Annotated in this window: 26 protein-coding genes; 16 read left to right on the plus strand and 10 right to left on the minus strand. The window is 73.2% G+C overall.

The annotated features are described in order from the left end of the window. Positions 1-574 (plus strand): hypothetical protein (locus ACYQ0U_RS14900; RefSeq protein WP_459974232.1); only part of this gene is annotated, 574 nt, incomplete at its 5' end. Here ACYQ0U_RS14900 and ACYQ0U_RS14905 read toward each other — a convergent pair. Next, on the minus strand, positions 571-1,383 hold the full coding sequence (locus ACYQ0U_RS14905; protein WP_459974234.1) for a thioesterase family protein: 813 nt from the start codon (positions 1,381-1,383) through the stop codon (positions 571-573). The genes ACYQ0U_RS14900 and ACYQ0U_RS14905 overlap by 4 nt on opposite strands. A gap of 23 nt (positions 1,384-1,406) precedes the next feature. On the opposite strand from ACYQ0U_RS14905, the gene ACYQ0U_RS14910 reads away from it, so the two are divergent. Both ACYQ0U_RS14910 and ACYQ0U_RS14915 read left to right on the plus strand, forming a co-directional pair. Further along, positions 1,407-1,760 carry a YidH family protein gene (locus ACYQ0U_RS14910; RefSeq protein ID WP_459974236.1) on the plus strand — a complete coding sequence of 118 codons (354 nt, stop codon included), beginning with the start codon at positions 1,407-1,409 and terminating at the stop codon, positions 1,758-1,760. Between the two features lie 18 nt (positions 1,761-1,778). After that, on the plus strand, positions 1,779-1,994 hold the full coding sequence (locus ACYQ0U_RS14915; protein WP_459974238.1) for a hypothetical protein: 216 nt from the start codon (positions 1,779-1,781) through the stop codon (positions 1,992-1,994). A 4-nt stretch (positions 1,995-1,998) separates the two neighbouring features. Here the strand turns inward: ACYQ0U_RS14915 and ACYQ0U_RS14920 are convergent, their stop codons facing one another. Beyond that, positions 1,999-2,409, minus strand: coding sequence for a hypothetical protein (locus ACYQ0U_RS14920; protein ID WP_459974240.1), 411 nt, complete (start codon positions 2,407-2,409; stop codon positions 1,999-2,001). An 85-nt stretch (positions 2,410-2,494) separates the two neighbouring features. Beyond that, complete coding sequence (locus tag ACYQ0U_RS14925) at positions 2,495-3,043, minus strand: TetR family transcriptional regulator (protein ID WP_459974242.1); 549 nt, start codon at positions 3,041-3,043, stop codon at positions 2,495-2,497. 59 nt (positions 3,044-3,102) lie between these two features. On the opposite strand from ACYQ0U_RS14925, the gene ACYQ0U_RS14930 reads away from it, so the two are divergent. Continuing rightward, the gene (locus tag ACYQ0U_RS14930; RefSeq protein ID WP_459974244.1) at positions 3,103-3,429 is read left to right on the plus strand and encodes a DMT family transporter; all 327 of its coding nucleotides are present in this window, start codon (positions 3,103-3,105) and stop codon (positions 3,427-3,429) included. A gap of 420 nt (positions 3,430-3,849) precedes the next feature. Next, positions 3,850-6,120 carry a putative bifunctional diguanylate cyclase/phosphodiesterase gene (locus tag ACYQ0U_RS14935; RefSeq protein ID WP_459974246.1) on the plus strand — a complete coding sequence of 757 codons (2,271 nt, stop codon included), beginning with the start codon at positions 3,850-3,852 and terminating at the stop codon, positions 6,118-6,120. Between the two features lie 9 nt (positions 6,121-6,129). Here the strand turns inward: ACYQ0U_RS14935 and ACYQ0U_RS14940 are convergent, their stop codons facing one another. From ACYQ0U_RS14940 to pilM, 7 genes are read right to left on the minus strand one after another with little or no spacing between them, the layout of a single operon-like run. Continuing rightward, the gene (locus ACYQ0U_RS14940; protein WP_459974248.1) at positions 6,130-8,100 is read right to left on the minus strand and encodes a sensor domain-containing protein; all 1,971 of its coding nucleotides are present in this window, start codon (positions 8,098-8,100) and stop codon (positions 6,130-6,132) included. A 56-nt stretch (positions 8,101-8,156) separates the two neighbouring features. Further along, a complete protein-coding gene (locus tag ACYQ0U_RS14945) occupies positions 8,157-8,936 on the minus strand; it encodes a prepilin peptidase (RefSeq protein ID WP_459974250.1) in 780 nt (259 codons plus the stop codon). Further along, positions 8,933-9,643 (minus strand): hypothetical protein, encoded by a 711-nt coding sequence (locus ACYQ0U_RS14950; RefSeq protein WP_459974252.1) that lies wholly within the window; start codon positions 9,641-9,643, stop codon positions 8,933-8,935. The genes ACYQ0U_RS14945 and ACYQ0U_RS14950 overlap by 4 nt, the downstream gene beginning before the upstream one ends. Continuing rightward, positions 9,640-10,140 (minus strand): hypothetical protein, encoded by a 501-nt coding sequence (locus tag ACYQ0U_RS14955; RefSeq protein WP_459974254.1) that lies wholly within the window; start codon positions 10,138-10,140, stop codon positions 9,640-9,642. The genes ACYQ0U_RS14950 and ACYQ0U_RS14955 overlap by 4 nt, the downstream gene beginning before the upstream one ends. Positions 10,141-10,143: 3 nt before the next feature. Further along, entirely contained in the window at positions 10,144-10,779 is a 636-nt protein-coding gene (locus ACYQ0U_RS14960) for a type 4a pilus biogenesis protein PilO (protein ID WP_459974256.1), read from the minus strand. Next, complete coding sequence (locus tag ACYQ0U_RS14965; protein ID WP_459974258.1) at positions 10,776-11,432, minus strand: hypothetical protein; 657 nt, start codon at positions 11,430-11,432, stop codon at positions 10,776-10,778. The genes ACYQ0U_RS14960 and ACYQ0U_RS14965 overlap by 4 nt, the downstream gene beginning before the upstream one ends. Before the next feature lie 20 nt (positions 11,433-11,452). Next, positions 11,453-12,553, minus strand: coding sequence for a type IV pilus assembly protein PilM (gene pilM / locus ACYQ0U_RS14970; protein WP_459974261.1), 1,101 nt, complete (start codon positions 12,551-12,553; stop codon positions 11,453-11,455). Between the two features lie 145 nt (positions 12,554-12,698). Between pilM and ACYQ0U_RS14975 the strand changes: the two genes are divergently transcribed. From ACYQ0U_RS14975 to ACYQ0U_RS15025, 11 genes are all read left to right on the plus strand, one after another. Then, positions 12,699-13,832, plus strand: a complete 1,134-nt coding sequence (locus ACYQ0U_RS14975) for a type IV pilus twitching motility protein PilT (RefSeq protein WP_459974263.1) — start codon at positions 12,699-12,701, stop codon at positions 13,830-13,832. 8 nt (positions 13,833-13,840) lie between these two features. Beyond that, positions 13,841-14,311 (plus strand): RsiG family protein, encoded by a 471-nt coding sequence (locus ACYQ0U_RS14980; RefSeq protein ID WP_459974265.1) that lies wholly within the window; start codon positions 13,841-13,843, stop codon positions 14,309-14,311. 4 nt (positions 14,312-14,315) lie between these two features. Further along, positions 14,316-16,001 (plus strand): GspE/PulE family protein, encoded by a 1,686-nt coding sequence (locus ACYQ0U_RS14985; RefSeq protein WP_459974267.1) that lies wholly within the window; start codon positions 14,316-14,318, stop codon positions 15,999-16,001. 61 nt (positions 16,002-16,062) lie between these two features. Beyond that, entirely contained in the window at positions 16,063-17,349 is a 1,287-nt protein-coding gene (locus tag ACYQ0U_RS14990; protein ID WP_459974270.1) for a type IV pilus twitching motility protein PilT, read from the plus strand. Positions 17,350-17,351: 2 nt separating this feature from the next. Beyond that, positions 17,352-18,572, plus strand: a complete 1,221-nt coding sequence (locus ACYQ0U_RS14995) for a type II secretion system F family protein (RefSeq protein WP_459974272.1) — start codon at positions 17,352-17,354, stop codon at positions 18,570-18,572. Between the two features lie 3 nt (positions 18,573-18,575). After that, the gene (locus ACYQ0U_RS15000) at positions 18,576-19,985 is read left to right on the plus strand and encodes a PulJ/GspJ family protein (RefSeq protein ID WP_459974274.1); all 1,410 of its coding nucleotides are present in this window, start codon (positions 18,576-18,578) and stop codon (positions 19,983-19,985) included. Then, positions 19,982-20,689 carry a hypothetical protein gene (locus ACYQ0U_RS15005; protein WP_459974276.1) on the plus strand — a complete coding sequence of 236 codons (708 nt, stop codon included), beginning with the start codon at positions 19,982-19,984 and terminating at the stop codon, positions 20,687-20,689. The genes ACYQ0U_RS15000 and ACYQ0U_RS15005 overlap by 4 nt, the downstream gene beginning before the upstream one ends. Beyond that, positions 20,686-22,461 (plus strand): hypothetical protein, encoded by a 1,776-nt coding sequence (locus ACYQ0U_RS15010; RefSeq protein WP_459974278.1) that lies wholly within the window; start codon positions 20,686-20,688, stop codon positions 22,459-22,461. The genes ACYQ0U_RS15005 and ACYQ0U_RS15010 overlap by 4 nt, the downstream gene beginning before the upstream one ends. A 129-nt stretch (positions 22,462-22,590) precedes the next feature. After that, positions 22,591-23,004 (plus strand): type IV pilin protein, encoded by a 414-nt coding sequence (locus ACYQ0U_RS15015; RefSeq protein WP_459974280.1) that lies wholly within the window; start codon positions 22,591-22,593, stop codon positions 23,002-23,004. Between the two features lie 88 nt (positions 23,005-23,092). Next, positions 23,093-23,353, plus strand: a complete 261-nt coding sequence (locus ACYQ0U_RS15020) for a hypothetical protein (protein WP_459974283.1) — start codon at positions 23,093-23,095, stop codon at positions 23,351-23,353. 19 nt (positions 23,354-23,372) lie between these two features. Then, the gene (locus tag ACYQ0U_RS15025; RefSeq protein WP_459974285.1) at positions 23,373-24,923 is read left to right on the plus strand and encodes a peptidoglycan DD-metalloendopeptidase family protein; all 1,551 of its coding nucleotides are present in this window, start codon (positions 23,373-23,375) and stop codon (positions 24,921-24,923) included. Position 24,924 lies beyond the last annotated feature (1 nt).

The raw sequence follows: 24,924 nt of genomic DNA on the forward strand, positions 1-24,924 counted from the left end.
CGCGGCGTCCGTCGTGGCCGACCTCGCCCCCGCCGTCCAGGCCGACACGCCGTGCCACCACCCGCAGGAGCCGGACCTGATGCTGCGCCGGCTGCTGCGCGAGGCGCTGTTCCACTCCCACAAGCCGCGGCGGCACCACGCGGCGCTGCTGATCGCGGCCTCGCCGTACCGCACCTCGGCGGCCCGCCACCTGCTGCGCCTTGCCGCCGACGACAACGACCTGCTCGCCGCGCGGGCGTGGACCGTGCTCATGCGGGTCGGCGACGGTGACCAGCGCGAGCGGGTCGTGCAGATGGCCTGCTCCGAGCAGCGCCCGTCCGTCCGCGCGCGTGCCCTGGTCAACGTCGGCCTGGGCGGGTCCCTGACGCCCGAGCAGAGCCGGGCGGTCGCGGACCGGTACGACGCCTCGAAGCCGCTCGAGCGGCACGCCACGCTGTTCGCGCTCGGCATGGCGGGAAGTCCGGAGCTGGCGGGGTTCGCCGGATCCGAGGACCCGGAGACCCAGCGCGGCGCCCGGTGGTGGCTCGGCCAGGGCACGGCCATCCACGACAGCGACGTGGTGCGCCCGGCCTAGCCCACCGGGCGGGGCTGGAGGGCGAGCTGCCGGCTCTGCGCGACCAGGCGGCCCGCGGAGTCCCACACCTCGCAGTCCTCCTCGAACAGGCCTCCGGCCATGTTGCGGGTCTCGTGGCGGACCTTGAGCCATCCGGGCGCCGGCCTCGCGCGCACGTGCGCGGTCAGCTCCAGCGTCGGAGCCCACCCCGGCATGTCGAGGTCGAAGGTCACCGGCGGCAGCGCGTCGACGACCATGAGCAGCGAGATCGGGTCCGGCTCGCGGCCGTCGACGAGCCGGAACCACGCGCTGAGCACGCCGCGGCCACTGGGCTGCCCGACGGCCCAGCCGACCTGGTCGGGATGGAACCGCATCTCGAAGCGGTCCATCAGCGGCGCGATCTTCCGCACCTCCTCCGGCGCCATCGTGTTGGGCACGCACTGCTCGAGCGGCGGGAGGTCCGGCTCCTGCGCCGTGGTGCGGACGTCGTCGCCGAGGCGGTCGAGGTCGGCGTACGTCGCGAGCGCGGTGATCCGCGTGTCCTCGCCCTGGCGCACGTCGACGGCCGCGGTGGCGATCCGGCCGCCGTCGCGGCGCACGTCGACGGTCACCGTCGCGGGGCCGGGCGTCGCGGCCGAGAGGTAGTGGGCCGAGACCGCGATCGGGTCCGGCTTCTTCGGCAGCGCCTCGCGCAGCGCGTTGCCCGCGACCGCGAGGAGGTAGCCGCCGTTGACCCCGCCGCCGACCAGCCAGCCGGCCGAGAGGTCCGCCTCCCATGTGGTCTCGTCCTGCTGGCGGATCGCGATGTGCTGGTCGAACTCGTGGGTCACGCGGTCACCCTAGAGTGGGCGCCATGACGCACCGGCACCCGCGGTGGCTCTACGAGGCGGGCCAGGAACCGGACCCGCGGTACACGCTGGCCAACGAGCGCACCTTCCTCGCGTGGGTGCGCACAGCGCTCGCGATGCTCGCCGGTGGCGTGGCGCTGAGCGCCCTCGGGCTGCCCGAGAACGACGCGGCGCGCGGCATCCTCGCCGTGCTCCTCGTGCTCACCGGCGCCCTGCTCACCGTGCTCGCCCTCATTCGCTGGGCCCGGGTCGAGCGGGCGATGCGGGCCGGCGAGCCGCTGCCGGCGTTCAGCCTGGGCTACGTGCTGACCGTCGCGGTCGTTCTCGGCGCGGTGCTGCTGGCCGCCACGCTCGGGTAGGTCGCTACGGTGTGCGGCATGGCGAAGTACCTGCTGCTCGGGAACACCGACGACTCCTGGAAGCTCCCCACGGAGACCGACACCGCCGACCTGCTCACGAGGCTGCGCGACGGGTTCGACGGCGCGGACGTCGTCGAGGTCGAGGTCGAGATGCAGGAGTCCGGCGGCCGCCTGACGATCTACGTCAACCCCGAGGCCATCGGCTGGTGGAGCGTCTACGAGGGCGACGGCTGACCGCCTACCCCTGCGCGCAGGTGAAGGTCGCGACGGCCTTCGCCTGCTGACCCTTCGCGGGCGCGATGGTCGCCTCGACCTCAGCGCCGTCGTCGGACTCCTCGATGCTGATCGCCTTGGCGGCTGCGGTGTAGCTCGTGCCCTTCACCGTCACGACGACCTGGGCTGGCTCCTCCCCCGTCTTCGGGGTGGCCGTGATCCAGCTCTTCTTGCCGTCGCTGGACTGGTAGAGCGTCGACTCGTCACTGGGCGTCGCCTGGGCATTGCCCTTCCAGCTCGCCTGCAGCGCACCGGTGATCGTCACGACCGCCTGGCACTGGTCGACCGGGTAGATCGTCGGGCTCTCCTCGGACGACGCCGACGAACCGGCAGCACCCGGGGTCTCCCCTTGGCAACTTCGTCCTCGCCACTGCACGCCGACAGGGCGAGCGCTGCCGAGAAAGCGGTCACGGCCAGGGTCAGTCGTGTCGAACGCATGCGCAGCAGTCAAACACGCGGCCTCAAACGGCCAGCGCCTGGGCGGCCCGGGCGAGGTCGTCGACGCCGCGCGCGAGCTCGTCGGGCCGGTCCGTGGTCATGTCCAGGTGGAACCCGTAGAGCGCGGAGTCCACCAGGGTCGCGATCCGCGCCACCCGGCGCGGCGGCGCCCCGCTGCGGGCGAGGTACGCGCGCAGGGCGGTGGTCCAGCGCTCGTTGCTCGCCCGCGCCTCACTCAGGTACGGCTCGCTGCCGAACAACCCGGACGCGGCCGCCTGGACGTAGACGCCGAGGCACGTGGCGAGGGGCTCCTCGCCGTACGCCGCCCACAGGCGGTTCACCGCCGAGCGGACCGAGGGGGCGGCGGGCAGCGCGTCGACGTAGGCCGTCGACCGGTCGCCGGCGCGGGCGACGACGGCGGAGACGAGCCCGTCGCGGCTGCCGAAGTGGTAGATCAGCATCCGGTCGCTGGTGCCGATCGCGGCGGCGAGCGGACGCAGGGTGAGGCCGATCAGGCCGTGCTCGAGGACGTGGTCGGTGACCCGGTCGAGCAGCTCCTCACGACGTCCCATGCCGAGAAGCGTAGCGGGTGCTACATTTCGTAGCGACTGCTACACGAGAGGACAGGCCGATGGTCGGCGCCATGGTGCTGCTGATGGTCGCGATCGGGATCGAGGTCGTCGCAGCCTCGCTGCTCCCGAAGGCGAACGGGTTCCGCGATCCCGGCTGGACGCTCGCGGTGGTGGCCGGTTACCTGGTCAGCATCTGGCTGCTGACGATCGTGGTGCGCACCCTGCCGGTCTCGGTCTCCTACGCGATCTGGTCCGGCGTGGGCACGGCGGTCGTCGCCGTGGTCGGCTTCTTCTGGCTCGGGGAGTCGATGAGTGCCCTCAAGGCCGTCTCGCTCGCCCTGATCGTCGTCGGCGTGGTGGGGCTCAACCTCGGCGGAGCGCACTGAGCGGAGCGCACCGAGGAGGCACCTGGGACCCTGTCGCCACGCTGGGTGCGGGCACCGCAGCAGCGCAATTGCGCCGGTTGGGCAGCGAAACCCTCGCTCCCCTCGCTCAAGCGGCGCAATTGCGCCCTTCGGGCGATCCCGGGCCACGACATCGGCCAGCACATCCGCCAGCACATCGGCCACGCCGCCCCCGGCGACCTCCACGCATGCGGGCCCTCGCACGCGGTTACCAACAGGTATGACGAGCTATACGGACAGGCGATGTCTGGACCAGTTTCCCGATCCTGCTGCCAACGCGCGTCACACCCGTCACAATCGTGCGTGCGGGGGCCAGCTTGGGACGGCTGAGTCCCGCTCATCCTTTTCGGGAGGGAAGACATGGGGAGCCGGGTCGTTCCGCTGAGACGGGAGCAGCCGCCGGTGGCGCCGATCATCGTCGCCGGTGACGTCGACGACCTCGCGAACGCCCACGACCTCGCCGCCGAGAACGACGAGCTGCGGATCGCCCTCGCCCAGGCCGAGGACGCCGCCGACCGGCTGGCCGGCATCGTCGACTCCGTCGCCGACGCGATCTTCACCATCGGCATGGACCTCGTCATCACCAGCTGGAACCGGGGCGCCGAGGCGCTCTACGGGTACGCCGCCGACGAGGTCATCGGGCGCGAGGCCACGATCCTCTACCCCCCGGGCTCCGACGAGCCGCGCCGGCTGGTCACCGTCGCCAGCACCGGCGAGCGCGTGCGCGGGCACGACTCCGTGCGGCGGACCCGGGACGGCCAACTGGCCGAGGTCAGCCTCGACGCCGGCCCCCACCAGGACGGCATCGTCGTGGTCGCCCGCGACATCAGCGACCGACGCGAGCTCGAGGCCGAGCTGGTCCGGCAGAACATGCACGACGCGCTGACCGGCCTGCCGAACCGCGCGTTCTTGACCTACCGGCTGGCCCAGGCGCTGTCCGAGGCCCGCCGCCGCGAGAGCCCGGTGGCCGTCCTGGTCGCCGATCTCGACCAGTTCCGCGCCGTCGACGACCTGCACGGCCACGTCGTCGGTGACCGGGTGCTCGTGGAGATCGCCGAGCGGCTGCGCGGCGTGGCCCGCCCGTCCGACACCGTCGCGCGGTCCGGCGGGGACGAGTTCGTGCTGGTGTGCCCCGGCCTCGACGTGGCCGGTGCCGGCGACATGGCGCGGCTGGTCATCGAGGCCATCGGCGAGCCGCTCGAGGCCACCCACCGGGCACTGCGCATCGGCGCCAGCGTCGGCATCGCGGTGACCCCGCCGCTCGACGGCGACGCCGCCACCCTGCTCCAGCACGCCGACGTCGCGATGTACGAGGCCAAGGCGCGCGGCCGCGCCCGCAGCCAGGTCTTCGACGCCGCGTTCGCCCGCCAGGCCGGCGAGCAGCGCCGGCTCGCGGCCGAGCTGCGCGAGGCGCTGGCCTTCGACAAGCTCGACCTGCACTACCAGCCGGTCTTCGACCTCGGCGGGGACCGCCTGGTCGGCGTCGAGGCGCTCGCCCGCTGGCACCACCCCGTCGGCGGCAACGTCCCCCCGGGCACCTTCGTGCCGCTCGCGGAGAAGCACGGCTTCATCGCCGACCTCGACCGCTGGGTGCTCGACCGCGCGTGCCTCGACATCGCCTCGGCGATCGACTCCGGGGACCTGCCGTCGAACGCGCACGTCGCGGTGAACCTCTCGGCCCGCTCGCTCGACGACCCGTCGCTCGTGGCGGCCGTCGCCGACGCCGTACGCCGCTCGCGGCTGCCCGCCGAGTCGCTGGTCCTCGAGGTAACCGAAACGTCGGTGCTCCAGAACCGTGACGCGGCCCGGGCCTCGCTCGAGGCGCTGCGTGCCCTGGGCGTCGGCATCCACCTCGACGACTTCGGCACCGGCTACTCCTCGCTCAGCTTCCTGCGCGAGCTGCCGGTGACCGGCGTGAAGATCGACCGCTCGTTCGTCCGCGACGCCGTGGACCGCCCCGAGGACCTCGCGATCACGGAGGCGATCGTCCGCCTGGCCCGCGGCCTGGGCCTGGAGACCGTCGCCGAGGGCGTCGAGACCGTGGAGCAGCGCGACCTGCTGCGCCGGCTCGGCTGCTCGACCGCCCAGGGCTACTGGTGGAGCCCGGCCGTCCCGCTCACGGCCCTGGCCGACTCCAGCGGCGCCCGCGCACCTCGGCTCCACGAGCCCCGGACCACGGTCGCCCGGACCTGGAACGTCCCTCGTCGTACCGTCGACCCGTACGTCGCCCGCACCATCTGCTGCCTGCGCGGCGGCATCGAGGCCGGCCAGGGCTGGCTGGTCCTCAGCAGCGAGTCGCGCCGCAACTCCTTCGCCGCCGCGCTCGGCCCCGTGCACCAGGCGGCCACGGCGCGTGGGCAGCTCGTCGAGCTCGACGCCTACGAGACGCTGCGGTCGGTCACCGGCCCGGACGGCCGCCTCGACCCGGCCCGGTTCGAGCAGGTCGTCGGCACCGCGCTGCGCCGCCTCGGGGGGGCCTCCGAGGTCGGCATCCACGCCGAGCTCGGCCACGTGAACCAGCCGCTGCACAGCCTGCGGGTCTCGACCGACCTGCGGCGCCGCCTCCACGCCGAGGCCGACGTGACGCTCGAGTACTCCGACATGCCGGCCGACTGCATGGCCCACGGCCCGCTGCCGCTGCAGCAGCGGATCGCCTCCGTCGACGCGTCGTAGCGCAGGGGCCTACTCCCCCGCCAGGGCGTAGCGCCCCCCGCCGCGCTGCTTGGCGCGGTACATCGCCTCGTCGGCCCGGTGCACCACGTCGTCCACGCCGTGCGGGGGCGCCAGCGCGATGCCGATGCTGGCCGAGACCACGTGCGCGACCCCGCCGACCACCACCGGCACCTCGAGCGCCGCCAGGATCCGCTCGGCGACCACCAGCGCCTCGTCGCGCCCGGCGTCCTCGCAGATCACCGCGAACTCGTCGCCACCGAGCCGGCCCACGGTGTCGGTGGCCCGGATCGAGTCCAGCAGCCGGGCGGCGATCTCGCGCAGCACGGCGTCGCCGGCGGTGTGGCCGTAGCCGTCGTTCACCGGCTTGAACCGGTCGACGTCGAGGAAGAGGACGGCCGTGCCTCGGCCCGGCGTCCGGGCCTCGCGTGCGACGGCCGTCTCGAGCCGGTCCTGGAACAGGTAGCGGTTGGGCAGCGCGGTCAGCGGGTCGTGCAGGGCCCGGCTGCGCAGCACCCGCTCGGCGTTGCGCGCGTCGGTGACGTCGCTGACCGAGACGAGCGAGCCGAGCCGGTTGTTGCGGCTGTTGAGCGGGCGCACCGCGACCCGCAGGATCCGCTCCCTGTTGTCGGGGCGCCGGTGCACGACCTCGTGCACCTCCCGGCCGTCGTCGCCCACGGCGCCGGCGTCGACCAGCCCGAGCAGGCGGACCGGGTCCTCGCCCTGGAGGTCCTCGACCGAGCGCCCGAGGACCTCGGCGGCGGTGTCGTTCGCGAAGAGCACCAGGCCGTCGGGCGAGGTCGCGAGGATGCCCTCCTGAGCGGTCTCGACCATCGCCCGGTGCATCGCCTCGGACAGCCGCAGCGCCTCCTCGGTGCGCACCCGCTCGGTGACGTCGCGCAGGTTCGAGACCAGGCCGAGCACGTCGGGGTCGTCGAGGCAGTTGGTCGTCGTCGACTCGATCGAGCGCCACTGGCCGTCGCCGTCGCGCACACGGAGCACGGCTCGCTCCACGCGACGAGGCTCGGCCAGCAGGCGCTCGGTCATCTGCGCGAGCAGTCCGGCGTCGGCCGGGTGGACGTACTCCCAGCTGGAGTGGTGCAGGAGGTCGGCGCGCTCGTAGCCGAGCATCCGGGCCACCGCGCCGGCGACGTAGGTGATCGTGAGCTGCTCGTCGAGCACCACCGCGGAGTCCCACGCCCGGCGGGCGAGCACGTCGGGGAGGTGGGGGCGACCGTCGTCCTCGGGGTACTCGTCGGCGTCCGCCACCGAGGCGGCGATGGCGTACGGGCGGCCGTCGGGCTCGCGGAGCAGGCTCGCGTCCAGCAGCAGCCGGAGCTCCTGGCCGTCGGCGTCGCGGAACAGGCCGCGGTAGCTGACCGAGTCGAGCTCGCCGGCCTCGAGGCGGGTCAGCCGCTGCACGACGCTCGGCGCGTCGACGGGGTGCACGAGGTCGAGCAGGTCGCTGTCGGCGAACCAGCCCTCGCCGCGACCGAACAGCTCGCACCAGGCGGGGTTGACCGACTCCAGGTGGCCGTCGAGGCCGACGATCGCCTGCGGGACCGGGGCCTGGTCGAAGTGGGCGCGGGCCATCTCGAGCGCCAGGGCGAGCTCGCGCTGCTCAGCCAGGTCGGCGGTGACGTCGCGCAGCACGACGATGGCGCCGCCGGGAGCGGGTCCGAGCGTGATGACCGCGGAGAGTGTCGAGCCGTCGCGGCGCGTCACGGACTCCACGAACGGCTCGAGCCGCTCGGCGGCGCGCAATCGGCCCACCGCCGGGAGGAGCCCGGTGATCACCTCGCCGGCCAGCTCGTCGGGGCGCCAGCCGAGCACCTTCTCGGCGGCCGGGCTGGCCCACGTCACGCGGCCGTCGGCGTCCAGCAACAGGATGCAGTCGTGCAAGGTCGCGGCGATGCTCGCCAGCAGCTGACCCCGATCGATCTCCTGCATCATTCCCCCGAGCGCTGCTCTATGGCCGCTCATGCGTCGTCGTCCCCCATGGTGGCATCATCGGCGTGACCGCGCGGTCACTTGAGAAATCAGGCGAGACCGACGAGCGAGAGGTACGCCGCGGCGAGCGGTGCGCCCGCGAGCATGCCGAGCAGCGCTCCGCTGAGCAGGAACGGGCCGTGCGGGACCCGAGCGCCCCGGCGGGCCAGTCCGGTCGCGAGGAGCACGACGCCGACGACGGCGCCGATGACGAAGCCGGCACCGAGGCCGACGACCGCCGGGCCGAGCCCGAGCCACCCGAGCACGAGGCCGAGGACCGGCGCGAGGGCCACGTCGCCGAGCCCCATGCCACGCCCGGCGGTGAGCAGCCAGATGCCGCCGTACACCGCCAGCCAGAGGCCGGCGGACGCCAGCGCGACCGGGATCGGGTCGGGGCCGTGGCGCACCACGTCGATCCCCAGCGCCAGCACGGCGCCGACGGCCATCGCGCCGGTGATCGCGAACGGCAGCCGGCGGTGGTCGAGGTCGATCATGAACAGCGCGACACCGGCACCCGCGACGACCAGCCCGGCGAGGGTGTACGGCGTGCTGCCGAACCGCCAGGCGACGACGGCGAACAGCAGCCCGGTGCCGAGCTCGACCAGCGGGTAGCGCGCCGGGATCGACACCGCGCAGTCGCGGCAGCGACCGCCGAGCGCGAGCCAGGACACCACCGGCACGTTGTCCCGGGCGCGGATGGGGTGCGCGCAGGCCGGGCAGGCGGAGCCGGGTGACACCACCGACAGCCCGGCGGGGACGCGGTGGATGACGACGTTGAGGAAGGACCCGACCAGCAGGCCGAGCACCCCGGCGAGCACGACCATCGTCATGTCGTCCCGAGGCTCGCCTCGAGCGAGCTGCGCTCGGCGGTGCCGACGGCCTCCGCGAAGTCCTCGCGGGTGGGCGCCGCGGTGTCGGCGAGGAGGTCCCAGCGCAGGTCGACGGTCGCGAACGACAGGTCGCCCGAGCGCATCGCGGCGAGCACCAGATAGGCCTCGTACGCCGCGGCGTCGGCCTGCCGGGAGAGCCGGGCCGCGGCCTGGGCGGAGCCCTCGGCGGCCAGGAGGTGGGCCATCATCGCGCAGTCGTCGGCGGCGGTCCGCAGCTCGGCCAGCAGCTCGTCGGCGGGCCGCCCCCGGAGGCGGTCGGCGGTCGCGCCGGCGGTGACGTCGTCGGCGTGGTCGCCGGCGGCGATCTCGTCGAGGTGGCGGAGGTCGCCGAGCCGCTCGGCCAGCAGGTCGTGCACCGAGGCGTCGAAGGCGGACACCAGGGCGCTGCGGGCGATCCCGACGACCTCGCTGGGGGTCAGGGGGCGGTCCGGCAGGGCGGCCGCCGCGGCCTCGACCGCGGACGCGACCGAGCCGCCGACCGCGGCCAGCTGGGCGGCCGGGTCGGGTGCCTGGTCGATGCCGTTCTCGTGGAGGAGCTGCTCGAGGGCGTGCACGTCACCGGCCCAGGCGGCGAGCTGCGCCATCCGGACGTCACCGTCGGCGGCGTACCGGCGGGACAGGGCGGTGTAGTCCGGAGCGGTCATCATGCGGCCGTCCGGCCGCGACGGCGCCGCGTGCGACCGTCCTCGACGGGCGCGGGCGGCGGCACGGGCAGCACGACCTCGGGCTCGGTCGCGGCGACCGGCGCGAGCTCGGGCTGCGCCTCGACGGCGACCGGGCGGGCCACAGGCTGGGCGACGGGGCGGGCGACGGTGGCCGGCGACGGGAGGAGGGTGCGACCGGTCGGGGGCGCGTCGATGCGCGCGATCGCGGCGGCCACGCGCGCGACCGCGGCGCGCGGGTCGCCGTCGGCGGCGGTGCCGAGGGCGACGGCCTGCACGGCCGCCCGCACCTGGGTGCGGTAGGACTCCAGGTCCGGCGGGTCGACGATCCGCTCAAGGGCCTTCTCCAGCACCCGCACCTGGGCGCGCAGGGTGCGCACCTCGGTGTCGTCCTCGTTCCCGTCCGTGTGCTCGTGCGTGTGCCCGTGCACGGGCTCGTTGACCTCGACCGGCTCGGGCTCGTGGCGGCGCTTCTTGAACACGACTCACTCCTCCGATGCAGCGGCGGGGTCGGTGGTGCTGGCGAGGTTGACGGTCTTGCCCGGGTCCTTGACCGGCGGCATCACGAACATGTCGCCGGCGACGGTGGTGGTGAACGTGCCCGCCGCCGAGTCGACCGCGAGGTTGACCGCGGTGACGAGGTAGGCGCGCGGCATCTGCTCGAGGTTCTCCAGCAGCCGCTGGGTCTCGTCGTAGGTACCGACCACCGTGACGGTGACGGTCTGCCGGGCCAGCTGCGGCGCGGCCGCCGCCTCCTCCGTCGTCCCGACCTGGGGCGGGGTGGGGGCCAGCGTGGTGACGCCGTCCGCGCCGATGCCGGCGAGCTCGGCCGCGAGCGTGACCTCCCGGAACAGGCCGGGCTGGTCCGCGGTCGCGGGGAACTTCGCCGCGAGCTCGCGGGCGGTACGCCGGGTCTCGGCGAGCTCCTCCTGCTGCTGGCGCAGCGCGTTGAGCTGGGCGGCGAGCACCAGGTTCTGGTCCTGGATGGTGGTGATCTCCTCGCGCACCTCGCCGAGCCGCGCGGTCTGCGGACCGACGGCGAGCACCCAGCCGAGGGCGGCGAGGACGAGGAGGCCGACCGCGCCGGCGACCTTGGTCCCGGTGGGGGTCCCGAGCCTCATTCGGCGTACCTCCCGCTGTAGACCTTCTCCGAGAGCCCGACCGAGCCGCTGAAGCTCAGCAGGTCGGCCTCGTCGGTGGTCGTCGTCGAGATGAAGGGCTCCACGAACAGTCCCGACTCGCCGAGGGCGACGACCATCTCGCCGACCTCGGCCCGCGAGGACGCGGTGCCGGTCAGCTGCACGCAGCCGACGACGACGCGGGTGTTGAACGGGTCCGGGCCGGGGCACGGGTTGACGGCCGCGGCGCCGTCGGCGGCCTCGGTGGCGTCGGTCTGCGGCACCAGCGTGATCGACAGCGTGGCGAGGTCCGCGCCGGCCGGGGTCGCGTCGCGGACCCCGTCGAGCACCTCCGAGAAGTAGATCTCGTCCGACATCGCGGTCCCGACGGTCTGCTCCTGCTGGGCGACGCCGGTGACGAAGGCGCGCACCGGTGCGAGTACCTGTGTCTCCCCGACCAGCCGCGAGGTCTCGGCCTGCTCGACCGCGACCAGCTTCTCGGCCTCGGCCACGCGCATGTGCTGCACGGTCCAGGCGCCCGCGACCAGCAGCAGCATCACGACGCCGCCGGCGAGGAAGCGGTGCCGCAGCCGGCGCGCGGCCCGGCGGTCGAACTCCGACTGCGAGAGCAGGTTGACCGCCGGCATCGTCGGCACGACGGCAGGGGTACGCCGCTTCACCGGGCCGCCCCCAGGCAGAGGCCGGCCGGCACCGCGAGCGCGGCGGGGTCCGGGTCGTCGAGGTGGGCCCGGCTCGGCGTGCGCACCCGTCCGGCGACGTCGAGCCGCTCGACCGGCACGCCCAGCCGGCGGGCCAGGTGCTCGTCGAAGCCGCCGAGCCGGGAGCCCGCGCCGGCGAGCAGCACCCGGCCCACGGCGGACTCACGGTGGTAGGCGAGGGTCGTGACGATCTCGTCGGCGAGGCGCGAGGCCGCCACGGCGACGACCTGCTGCGCGGCGTGGTCGAGCCCGTCGGCCCGGGGCGCGAGACCCTCGCGCTGGCTCGGGTCGAGGTGGGCGTGACCGGGCAGTCCGACGTACACCTTGGTGCGCTCGGCGTCGTCCCACGACCAGTCGTAGCGCTCCTGCACGGCCTGGGTGACGGAGTCCCCGCCGACGCCCGGGATCATGCGGACGTAGCGCGGCACGCCGTCGGTGTGCACGACGACCGACACCACGTCGGCGCCGATGTCGACGAGCGCCTCGGTGACGGGCAGCCGATCGGAGCCGGTCGGCAGCGCGGCGGTCCGGGCCCGCAGCAGCGCGAACGGCAGGAGGTCGACGCCGCGGGTGCGCAGCCCGGCGTCGCGGGCGGCGCCGACGAACGCGTCGACGACCTCGCGCGCCGCGGCGACCAGGAGGATCCGGTTGATCCGGCGGGTGCCGCCGTCCTCCGTCGCGACCTCCAGGTCCTCGAGGAGGTGGAAGTCGAGGTTGGCCTCGTCGACGGAGAAGGGCAGCACGTCCTGGACCTGGTAGCGCAGGGCCCGGCGGAAGTCCGACGGCGCCATCCAGTCGAGGTCCATCTGCCGGACGAGGACGCCGCTGTTGGCGATGCCGATCGAGACCTCCGTGCTCCCGAACTTCCCGCGGGACCACAGCTCGCGCAGCGCGGCGGTGAGCGCCTCGCCGTCCACGACCGTGCCGGCGCGGACCACACCGGGGGCCAGCGGGACCCGGGCGAACCGCCGCAACGTCGTACGCCGGCGGCCCGGGACGAACTCGGCTGCCCGGATGCCGGTACTGCCGATGTCGAGGCCCACCAAAGTGCGCGCCATGGGAACTTCTACGCCCCTTCCGAGAGATCTGCGTCAGGGATGTTCTCGGACTCCGCCGCGCGCGACTTGAGGCTCGGCGCGATCTTTTCGGCACCGGTCTGGCCGGGGTCCTCCGACCCGTGTGGCGCGTGGTACACAAGGGAATGTGACTACGCCTCGGGAGTCGGCCCCGGCCTCTCTGCAGATCGCGCCGTACCTCCAGGCGGTGGTGGTCAACCACGGGTCCGACCTGCACCTCAAGGTCGGCGGTCCGCCGCGGATCCGCATCTCCGGGTCGCTGGTGCCGCTCCAGACCGCCCCCCTGACCGCCGCCGGCGTGGAGGCGCTGGTGCGCGAGACGATGCCGACCGACGTCGAGGTCTCCTTCGACGCGACCAACGAGGCCGACTACGCCCTGTCCGTGCCGGGCATCGGCCGGTTCCGCGTGAACGCCTTCCGGTCGCGCGGCGCGGTCGGCTGCGTGATGCGGCTGGTGGGCGACGAGCCCAAGACGCTGGGCGAGCTCGCGCTGCCCGACGTCATCCGCAGCCTGGCGCTCGAGCCGCGCGGGCTGGTGCTGGTCACCGGTCCCACCGGGTCCGGCAAGACGACCACGCTGGCCGCGATGGTCGACGCGGTGAACGAGACCCGGCCGGTGCACATCCTCACGATCGAGGACCCGATCGAGGTCATCCACCGCGACAAGGTCGCGAGCGTGAGCCAGCGCGAGCTGGGTACCGACACCGCCGACTGGAGCGTCGCGCTGCGCGCGGCGATGCGGCAGGACCCGGACGTGATCCTCATCGGGGAGATGCGCGACGCGGACACCGTGCGGGCGGCGCTCTCGGCCGCGGAGACCGGACACTTCGTGATGTCCACGCTGCACACGACCGACGCGAAGGAGACGGTGAACCGGGTGATCGACTTCTTCGCGCCGCACGAGCAGAAGCAGGTGCGCCTCGGCCTGGCCGGGTCCCTGCGCGGGATCGTGTGCCAGCGGCTGGTCCCCCGCGCCGACGGCCAGGGGCGCGTCGTCGCGATGGAGATCGCGGTCAACACGCCGCGGCTCGCCGAGGCGATCGCCGACCCGAACCGCACCGACTCGATCCCCGACATCGTCGCGGATGGTGCCTACTCCGGCATGCAGACCTTCGACCAGCACCTCGTCCGCCTGGTGCTCGACGGGACCGTCTCGGTGGCCGACGCGAAGCTGGTCAGCTCGAACACCCACGACTTCACGGTCATGCTCAAGCGCGCCGGCGTGGACCCGGCGCTCGTCGACGCGGAGCCGGTCCGGTGAAGGCCCCGATGACTCCGGAGACCCAGGACCTCGCCGCCCTCGACCTGCCCGGGGTGCGCGAGTACCGCCAGCGGCTGGAGGCCGAGGAGGACCGGGTGTCGTACTGGCGCCGCCTCGTGCACGCCCGCCTCGACCTGCTCGCCGCGGAGGCCGCGACCGACCACACGCTGACGCTGCCCGAGCTGGTCCGGGTGCTCGGCGACACCGGCACCGGGCAGACCCGTCAGGCGCTGGTGAGCGTCCGGGCCGCGGAGCCGCTGCCCGAGCTGCCGGAGCTCACGGAGATGTGGGCGACCGACGTCGACCCGCACGACGACGCCCAGGTGGCCGACGCCGTCCGGCGCCTCACCCGCGCCGAGGCCCAGCTGACCGAGTACCGCCGCGCGCTGCACGAGCGGATCGACGAGGCCACGACCGCGCTGATCTCGCGGTACCGCGAGAACCCGGTGGCTGCCCTCGCGGTCATCCCCGAGGACTAGCCGGATGCGCACCCCGACCTCGAGCGACACCGTGCGCACCCTCGTCCAGACCGGGCAGCTCACCCAGGCGGACGCCGACGAGGCGACCCGCCTCGCGGCCGAGCGCCACCAGAGCGTGCTCGAGGTGCTCCTCGAGCAGGGATGGGTCGACCGCTCGACCGTCGTGCGCACCGCGGCGCTCTCCGCCGGCCTCGACTACGTCGAGCTGTCGGACTTCATCGTCGACATGGCCGCGGTCACCCTGCTGCCGGCCGAGTTCGCCCGCCGTACCGGCGTACTGCCGCTCTCCCTCGACGACGGCGAGCTCGTCGTCGCGGTGAGCCCCCGCCAGGCCGGCGACATCGAGCTCAAGGACGACCTGGTCCGACTGACCCGCAGCCGGATCCGGTTCGCCATCGCCAACCGCGGCGACATCGACGCCCGGATCAACCAGGTCTACCGGGCCGAGGGCGAGCTGCACGACCTCACCTCGGACCTCACGCCCGAGGAGGAGGCCGACGACCTCGACAGCCTCACCCAGGTCGACGACGAGGCACCGGTCGTGCGGTTCGTGAACCTCCTCATCAACCAGGCGATCAGCGACCGCGCCTCCGACATCCACATCGAGCCCACCGAGCGCGACATGCGGGTCCGCTACCGCATCGACGGCGTGCTGCACGACGCCCACCGCTCCCCGAAGAACATCCAGAACGGCGTGATCTCGCGGCTCAAGATCATGGCGGACATGAACATCGCGGAGCGACGCGTGCCCCAGGACGGCCGGATGTCGGTGAGCCACCAGGGCCGCCGGGTCGACCTGCGCGTCGCGACGCTGCCCACGGTGTGGGGCGAGAAGGTCGTCGCCCGGATCCTCGACACCTCGAACACCCAACTGGGCCTGGACGACCTCGACTTCAGCCGCGAGAACTTCGAGCGCTTCCACGCGTCCTACACCAAGCCCTACGGGATGATCCTGGCCACCGGGCCGACCGGCTCGGGCAAGTCCACGACGCTCTACGCCACGCTCAACCAGCTCAACCGGCCCGACGTCAACGTGATCACCGTCGAGGACCCGGTGGAGTACCGGCTCCCCGGGATCAACCAGGTGCAGACCAACGCCAAGGCCGGCCTGACCTTCGCCTCGGCCCTCCGGTCGATCCTGCGGTCCGACCCCGACATCGTGCTCATCGGCGAGATCCGCGACCACGAGACCGCGCAGATCGCCGTCGAGGCGGCGCTCACCGGCCACCTCGTGCTCTCGACCCTGCACACCAACGACGCCCCCTCCGCGGTGACCCGGCTCATCGAGATGGGGATCGAGCCGTTCCTGGTGGGCTCCGCGCTCGACGCCGTACTCGCCCAGCGGCTGTGCCGCTCGCTGTGCGAGCGCTGCAAGGAGGCGTACGCCGCCGACCCGGCCGAGCTCGACCGCGTCGGCTTCCCGTGGGACCCGAACGACGACCCGCCGACGCTCTACCGCGCCGTCGGCTGCTCCGCCTGCTCGCAGACCGGCTTCCGCGGCCGGATGGCGCTGCACGAGGTCATGACGGTGACCGAGGAGGTCTCGCGGCTCGCCGTCGCCCGCGCCTCGACCGACGAGGTCGCCCGGGTCGCCCGCGACCAGGGCATGACCACCCTGAAGACCGACGGCTGGCAGAAGGTCGCCGCAGGCCGGACGTCGATCGAGGAGATCCTCCGCGTCGTCGCCTGATCCGCGAGCAGTCGCGCAGGTCACTCTCAAGTCGGCTGCTCGGGGCTCCGACAAACCCTTCGTGTCCGACACACCCACCTTCGGCTTGCCGCTGGCGGCACCGGTCGCCCCTCCGGCGCCGGTGGCTGCTCCCGTGGTAGCGCTCACCCCGCCCACGCCCGCGCCCGCTCCGACTCCCGCTCCGACTCCCGCGCCGACCGCCACGCCGACCGCCGCGCCGACCGCCGCGCCGACCGCCGCGCCGACCGGACCCGCCCGGCTCGAGCTCGACGAGCTCCTCCTGCACGTCCTCCACGACGGCGGCTCCGACCTCCACCTCACGGCCGGGGCTCCCCCGACCGTGCGCGTCCGCGGCGAGATGATCGCGATCGAGGGGCAGCCCGAGCTGTCGGCCGAGCAGCTGCGGGCCGCGCTGTACGGCGTGATGACCGAGCGTCAGCGCAAGGTGTTCGAGGAGGAGCTCGAGCTCGACTTCGCCTACGAGGTCCCGGGGCACGCCCGGTTCCGCGTCAACGTCTTCCAGCAGCGCGAGGCGCTCGGCGCCGTCATGCGGCTGATCCCGTGGGAGATCGTCCCGCTGGAGAAGCTCGGCATGCCCGACGCGGTCGACCGGTTCACCACGCTCAAGCGCGGCCTGGTGCTCGTCACCGGCCCGACCGGCTCGGGCAAGTCGACCACGCTCGCGGCGGTCATCGACCGGATCAACCGCACCCGGCGCGGCCACATCGTCACGATCGAGGACCCGATCGAGTTCCTCCACGAGCACCGCGGCTGCATCGTGAACCAGCGCGAGGTCGGCAACGACACCCACGCGTTCCGCACCGCGCTCAAGCACGTCCTGCGCCAGGACCCCGACGTGATCCTGGTCGGCGAGCTCCGCGACCTGGAGACGATCTCGGTCGCGCTGACCGCCGCCGAGACCGGTCACCTGGTCCTCGCCACGCTGCACACCCAGTCCGCGCAGGACACCATCACGCGCGTCGTCGACGTGTTCCCCGCCGACCAGCAGCAGCAGGTGCGCACCCAGCTCGCCGCCGCGCTCCAGGGCGTGCTCTGCCAGACCCTCGTCCCGACCGTGGACGGCGCGGGCCGGGTCGCGGCCGTCGAGGTGATGGTCGGCAACCCGGGCATCCGGGCGATGATCCGCGACGACAAGCTCCAGCAGATCCAGGGCGCCCTCCAGGCCGGCGCCAAGGACGGCATGCAGACCCTCAACGGACACCTGGCCGGGCTGGTCCACACCGGCCGGATCACCTACGAGGCCGGGCTCGAGCACTGCACCGACCGCAACGACTTCGAGACGCTGGTCGGCTCGAACGTCACCCGCGCGACCACCAGGTGGCAGTGACCATGTCCGGAGCGACGCAGTACGCCTACAAGGTCCGCGACGCGCGCGGCAAGCTCACCGAGGGCAAGGTCGAGGCGGCGTCCGAGGCCGCGGTCGCCGAGCGGCTCCGCTCGATGGGCTACGTCCCGCTCGAGGTCCGCCCCGCGAACGTCGGCATGCAGCGCGAGATCCGCCTCGGCTTCCCCAAGCGGGTCAAGACCAAGGACCTCGCGATCTTCTCCCGGCAGTTCGCGACCATGATCGACGCGGGCCTCACCATGCTCCGGGCGCTGACGATCATGAGCGAGCAGGTCGAGAACCCCGAGCTGCGCCGGATCCTGCGCGGCGTCAAGTCCGACGTCGAGTCCGGCCACAGCCTGTCCTCGGCGTTCGCGCGCGAGCCCCAGGTGTTCCCGCCGCTGATGGTCAGCATGGTCCGGGCGGGCGAGGCCGGCGGCTTCCTCGACACCTCGATGCGCCAGATCGCCGACAACTTCGAGGCGGACGTGAAGCTGCGCGCCAAGATCAAGGCCGCGCTCACCTACCCGGCCGTCGTCTTCGTGCTCGCGATCGTCATGTGCATCGCGATGCTGGTGTTCGTCGTCCCCGTCTTCGAGGGGATGTTCGACGACCTCGGCGGCACCCTGCCGCTGCCGACCCGGATCCTGGTCTTCCTCTCCCAGGCCCTGCGCTACCTGCTGCCCGTGCTCGTCGTGGGGCTGGTCGCGGCCGTGTGGGCGTGGCGCAAGTACGCCCAGACCCCGCGGGTGCGGAGCGTGGTCGACCCGCTCAAGCTGCGGCTCCCCGTCTTCGGCGACCTGTTCCAGAAGCTCGCCCTGGCGCGGTTCGCCCGCAACCTGAGCACGCTGCTGGGCTCCGGCGTCCCGATCCTCCAGTCGCTGGAGATCGTCGGCGACACCTCGGGCTCGGTCGTGATCACGCGGGCCCTGGAGGACGTCCGGGACTCGGTCCGTCGGGGCGAGTCCGTCGCCGGCCCGCTCGCCGAGCACGCCGTGTTCCCGCCGATGGTCGTGCAGATGATCGCCTCGGGCGAGGAGTCGGGCGCCGTCGACCAGATGCTGGCGAAGATCGCGGAGTTCTACGACGCCGAGGTCGAGACCACCACGGAGGCGCTGACCGCCCTGATCGAGCCGCTGATGATCGCGTTCCTCGGCGGCATCGTGGGGTCGATGATCATCGCCCTGTACATGCCCATGTTCAAGATCTTCGACATGATCGAGTGACGGATGACGGCCTCTCGGGACACGCACGCACGCGACGCCGGGATGACCTTGGTCGAGGTCGTCGTGGCGATCGGCCTGTTCGCCGTCATGAGCACCGCGGTGCTCTCGGTGCTCGGGTCCGCGATCGTGGCCGCGCGCGACGACAAGAGCCGGATCGCGGCGATCAACCTCGCGGTCCGCGAGCTGGAGATCGTGCGCGACATGTTCAGCTCGATCACCCGCGGTCCTGACCAGATCACCGAGAACCGGGTGGTGAACCCGCACCCGCTCCCGGGCGGTACGGCGGGCCGCCCGCTCGTGGTCGACAACATCCCCTACACGGTGGTCCGCGAGGCCCAGTGGCAGGCGGTCGGCAGCGAGGCCGACAGCTCGGCCTGCGACGACGGCACGTCGACCGAGCTCGCCTACCTGCACGTCAAGGTCATGGTGACCTGGCCCGGCCTCGGCGACCGCCGCCCGGTCACCGTCGACACCGTCATGACGCCCCGGAAGGGCACCTACTCCTCGGACCTCAGCCACATCGGTCTCAAGGTGGTCGGGGCGGACGGCGAGGGCAACGGCGGCGTTCTGGTCACCGCGACCTCGAGCACCGGCCAGGTGAAGACCGGCACCACGGCGTCGGGCGACGCACCGCTCTACGCCGGACGCGGCTGCGTCCTCCTGTCGCACCTACCGGCCGGCGACTGGACCGTGACGGCCAACAGCCCGGGCTTCGTCGACCCCGCCGGGCGCGCGACGACCACCGTCGACGTGCACCTCGCGCCTGGCCAGCTCTGGCGCGGATCCGTGGAGTACGACGCGGCCGCCACGATCGTGGCGACGATCCCGCACCCCGACGGCTACGAGCTGCCGCCGGCCGTCGCCGACCTGCCCCTCACGCTGGCCAGCACCGGCCTCCAGCCGATCGGCGCGCGAACCGTCGCGGGCACCGGGTCCACGCGCACGCTCACCACGCTGTGGCCCTACGCCAGCGGGTACGACGTGTGGACCGGCGGCTGCGAGGACGGCAGCTCGTCCAGCCTGGTCACCACCCTCCCGGGCCAGACCTCCTCCACCACCGTGCCGCTGGGCAAGGTCGAGGTCCGGGCGGCGCCGGGCACGTCGGTCACCGCGGTCCACGACCCGGACCGGCTCTGCACGGCGACGACGACCATTCCGCTGGGCACGACCGTCACCGAGGTCGTCGAGCCCACCGAGGAGCCGACCCCGCTGCCGAGCGAGTCCCCCACCGAGTCCCCCACCGAGTCGCCGGGCGCGACGCCGACGGAGACCCCCACCGAGACACCCGCGGAGACACCCACGGAGGAGCCCGCACCGGGTGGCGTGCTGCGGGTGCTGTTGCCCTACGGCGCGTGGACCATCAACGGTCAGGTCGTCCTGGTCGGCAGCGGCACGACGGTGGTGCAGCTGTGAACGAGGAACGGCGCGACGCCGGGATGAGCGTGGTCGAGATGGTCGTGGCGGCCGGCCTCGTCGTCGTGCTCGGCACGATGGTCATGACGGTCGCGATCCTCGGCGTCCGGACGTCGGCCGGGCTCGAGGTCCGCCTCGACAACTCCGTCCAGGGCGAGCTGGGCATCGCCGCGACCGGCAAGGTGCTGCGCACCGCCGTACTGCCGGCCCAGCTCGACGAGCAGGCCTGCGACAGCTGCGCGGACACCGCGATCGTGCAGGCCGCCGGCACCCGCGTCACGTTCTACGCCAACATCGAGAACACCGGCGGCGGCCCCAGCCTGGTCACGCTCGAGGTCCTCGCGGACCCCGCCCGGGCCGACGGCACCGCGATGCTCCGCCAGACCCGCGTGCCCCCGACGCCGCTGCCCGGCGGCAAGTACGAGTTCTGCGACCCGGCCGCCGCCACGTGCGTCACCGAGCGTCGCGTCCTCGCCCGGGGCCTGGTCTGGCCGAGCCCGCGCGTCTTCACCTACTACGACTTCGACGGCGCGCCGATCGCCGGCACCGCGGTCGCGGGCACCGACCTGCCGAGCATCTCCAGCGTCGACGTGAGCATCGCCGTCCAGACGGCCCCCGGCCGGGCGGAGTACCCCACGACCACGACGGTCCAGCGGATCCGGCTGCCCAACGCCGACCTCAACGTGATCGTGGAGCCGTCATGAGCGCCCCGACGAGGAACCGCGACGAGGGCTCGGCCCTGCTGCTGGTCCTGGGCGCGATGACGGTCGCGATGATCATCGCGAGCGTCGCGCTCAGCCACGGGCTCGCGACCATGGACAAGGCGCGGCACTCGGTCGCGTGGAACGAGGCGCTGGCGGCCGCCGAGGCCGGCGTCGACGACTTCCTCGCGCGGCTGAACGCCGACGACAACTACTGGCTCCACGTCGACTGCGAGAACGACGCCCTGCGAGGACCGGCAGCGCCGGCGAACAGCTGCGGGTGGGGCTCCTCGACGGAGCCGGGCTGGTCCGACGTGCCGGGCTCGCTGCGCGGAGAGTTCCACTACGACATCGACGTCACGCAGACCCACGTCGACGGCACCATCGACCTGGTGTCGACCGGCCGGGTCGTGACCGGTGACGACCACGCGACCCGCAGCATCCAGGTCACGCTGCGCCGCGAGGGCTTCGGCGAGTTCCTCTACTACACGACGTACGAGACCAAGGACCCCGCCGACTACGCCAACCCCGTCGACAAGTACGCCAAGTGCGCGAAGTACTTCTGGGCCGGCCGGAAGGCGTCGGACTGCGACGACATCACGTTCATCGGCGGCGACAAGCTGAACGGGCCGATCCACTCCAACGACTCGATCCTGATGACCGACGCCACCAGCGGGACGTACGCCGGCAAGGGCCCCTGGTTCACCGGCACCGTCACGACCTCGCTGCCGGCCTGCAAGCCGGTCGACGGCGTCCCCCAGCCCGCGACGAGGTGCTACCGGTCCGGCACCAGCGGCGGCGGCCACCCGACGTTCTCCCAGGGCATCACCTACCGCAACGAGCTCGAGCTCCCCGGCACCATCGGCGACCTGCGCCAGTTCGTCACCCCCGGCCCGGACGCGCCGTCCGTGCTGGGCTGCCTCTACACCGGACCGACGCGGATCCAGTTCCTCGACCCCCTGAGCGCGACCAGCCCCGCCCAGATGAAGGTCTGGAGCCCGTGGTCGACGACCGGGCTCAACCCCGGCTGCGGCAACGCGGGGGGCTCCTGGCCGCAGACCGTCGACGTGCCGTCGAACAACCTGATCATGGTGCAGAACGTCCCGCCCACGCAGTCCCAGCCGGCGGCCGGCGCGCCGTGCGCGGGCGGCTCGATCGGCGGCTTCCCGAGCGCGGACGACTACAACCAGACCCTGGCGGAGTTCTCCTGCCGCAACGGCACCGTGTACGTCGACGGCGTGCTGCGCGGCCGCGTCACGATCTCGGCGGAGAACAACGTCGTGATCACCGGCAACCTCACCTACGACGGCGGCGACAACGGCACCGACGCGCTCGGGCTCGTCGCCGAGAACTCCGTGCAGATCTACCACCCGATCTCGAAGACCTGCAGCGAGTACTCCGGCCAGTGGACGTGGAACTCCCGCAAGCGCGAGTACGAGTGGACGCAGGGCCCCTGCGTGAGGTGGGCCCGCGGCTCGACCAACCTCGCCGGCTCGGTCACCAGCCCGCACGTCGACGCCGCGATCCTCAGCCTGCAGCACAGCTTCGAGGTCCAGCAGTACGACGTCGGCGCCAACCTCGGCACGATCCGCCTCTACGGCACGATCGCCCAGCGCTTCCGCGGCCCGGTCGGCCAGGGCACCCACGGCTACCTCAAGGACTACAACTACGACACCCGGCTGCGGTACGCCCCGCCGCCGTACTTCCTGGACCCGGTGCGCGCCACGTGGGGCCAGAAGACCTTCGGCGAGATCCAGCCGCGCTACCGCGACTGAGATCACACGCCCCAGCGGAAAAAAGGTCTGGTCCACCCTCAAGTCCGGGCTCCGCGGCCGCCGACATCTCTTCCGGTAACACCGCAGCACGACCACCCCCCCTTACAGGAGAAACCCATGCTTGCTCGGATGCAGAAGTCCCTGAAGGAGAAGGACCAGGGCTTCACCCTGATCGAGCTCCTCGTCGTCATCGTGATCATCGGCATCCTCGCCGCGATCGCCATCCCCGTCTTCCTCAGCCAGCGCGAGAAGGGCGTCCAGGCCGGCATCAAGTCCGACCTCAAGGCGCTCGCCACGGCCCAGGAGACCTACTACGTCGACAACGCCTCGTATGCATCCGCCGTCACCGAGGCTGACCTCAACTTCAAGAAGACCGAGGGCAACGTGATCACCCTCGCCGTCAACAGCGCCACGAAGCCGACCGCCTACTGCATCAAGGGCACCAACACCGGAACCAGCACGACGTACTGGTACGACAGCGCGACCGGGACGACCGTCGAGTCCGCGCCGGCTGGTCTCTGCACCACGGGCACGTTCAACTGATCCCCTGACCGGATCCGCGCCGGGCGGCTCGTCCCCCCAAGCCGCCCGGCGCGGGTCTCTCCACTGACGCGTGAAGGAACCCCCCACCATGACGACCGGGAGCCCTGAGCCGGCCCCGACCCTGGAGCACGAGGACGCCGTCCGCCTGCTGCGGGAGATGGCCGCCGTCGTGCGCACGGTCTTCGCCGTCGACGTCGCCCCGAGCCACGGACTCGGGCGGCCGTCGGCGGCGGTGAGTGCACCGACCGCCCCGGGCTTGGGCGGGACGGCCCCGGTGCCTGCCGCACCCCCCTCGATCCCCGTCCCCGGGATGGCGCTCCTGCAGGAGATCGCCCTCCTGGACGACTGACGAACGGTCGAGGAGCACCGTGCTCAGGCATCTCCTGACGATCGCCAGCGCGGCCGCGGTCGCGGCCACGCTGGCGTTCGCATGTCCGGCCTCCGCCGCCACGCCCGCGACGGCGATCACGGACGCGCGAGTCCAGTACCGGGCCGAGCTGGCCCAGGTGTCCGCGCTCAGCGCGCAGTACCAGCGCGTGGCGGCGACGGCCGCTGCCGCCGAGGGACGCGCCGAGGAGCTGCACGCGGCGGTCGGTGAGGACGACGGCGGCGTGGTCAGCGCGATCACCAGCCTGTTCTCCCCCGAGCCCAGTGACCTCGACCGTGCCGCGGAGGCGGCCGCCGACGCCGAGGACGCCCGCGCCCTCGCCGACCTGGTGCACGAGGAGCTCGTCGACCAGATCGCCGAGGCCGACACGGCCCATCGCGCGTGGGAGCGTGCGGAGCGGCAGCGGATGCGCGCCGAGGCCGCCCTCACCGCCGGTGAGTACGCCGAGCGCGCGGTCGAGTTCGCCCGCTTCCCCTCGGCCTACGCGGCGACCGACGGGGACCAGGACCGGCTCAACCACGTGGCTCTCGCCGACTGGCACACCTACCTCGGCAGCGTCGCCGACGCCGCCGTCGTGCCGCCGGCGCTGGCGGACCTGGCCGACCCAGACGAGCTCCCCGAGGGCCTGGAGCCGGCCCGCGGCAGCGGCTTCGACCTGGCCACCGGCATCGCCGCCGCGCAGCGGAAGGACGGCGCCGAGGTCACCGTGCTGTCGGCCGAGACCGTGCGCGCCGTCTCGGAGGCGTTCCGGCGGGTCGGACAGGCCACGACCGGCGTCGCCACGGCGTACGCCTGCGGCGGCCTGGTCGCCGAGGTGTGGGCCGGCCCCGACCTCGGCACGCCGGCCGACGCCTTCGGCCAGTGGGACGCGCTGGCCGCGGTGCCCACCGCCTCGGTGCAGCTCGGCGACGTCGTCCTCCTGGGCAGCAGGCGAGCCGGCCTGACCGGCACCGGCATCTACGTCGGTGCCGACCGGGCGGTGGTCGCCGACGCCGCGACCGGCGTGGCCGAGGTCCGGCCGGTGACCGACCTGCTCGCCGTGCGGCGCGTGGGCGTCGGCGGCGCCGACCCCCAGCCGGCCGCACCCGAGGGCGGCACCTGCGGTGTCCAGCCCGCGGCACCGGTGGCCGACGGACCGTTCCTGGTCCCGGTGCCGGCCACTTACTTTCTGACCGCCGGCTTCGGCGACGCCGGCTCCCGCTGGTCGTCGGGGGCCCACACCGGCCTGGACTTCGCCGCCCCGACCGGCACGCCCGTCGTCGCGGCTGCGGCCGGGACCGTCACCGTCGAGCAGCCCGGGTGGGCCGGCTCGCTGGTCCGGATCGACCACGGCAACGGCATGGAGACCTGGTACGCCCACCTCTCCCGCACCGACGTGGTCACCGGCGACGTCGTCGAGGCGGGTACGCCGATCGGGCTGGTCGGCGAGGACGGCAACTCGACCGGGCCGCACCTCCACTTCGAGGTGCGGCTCGACGGCACGCCGTGCGACCCGGCCCCGCTGCTCGGGTGGGCCGACACACTACGGTGAG

The sequence above is a fragment of the Nocardioides pyridinolyticus genome, assembly GCF_054653575.1.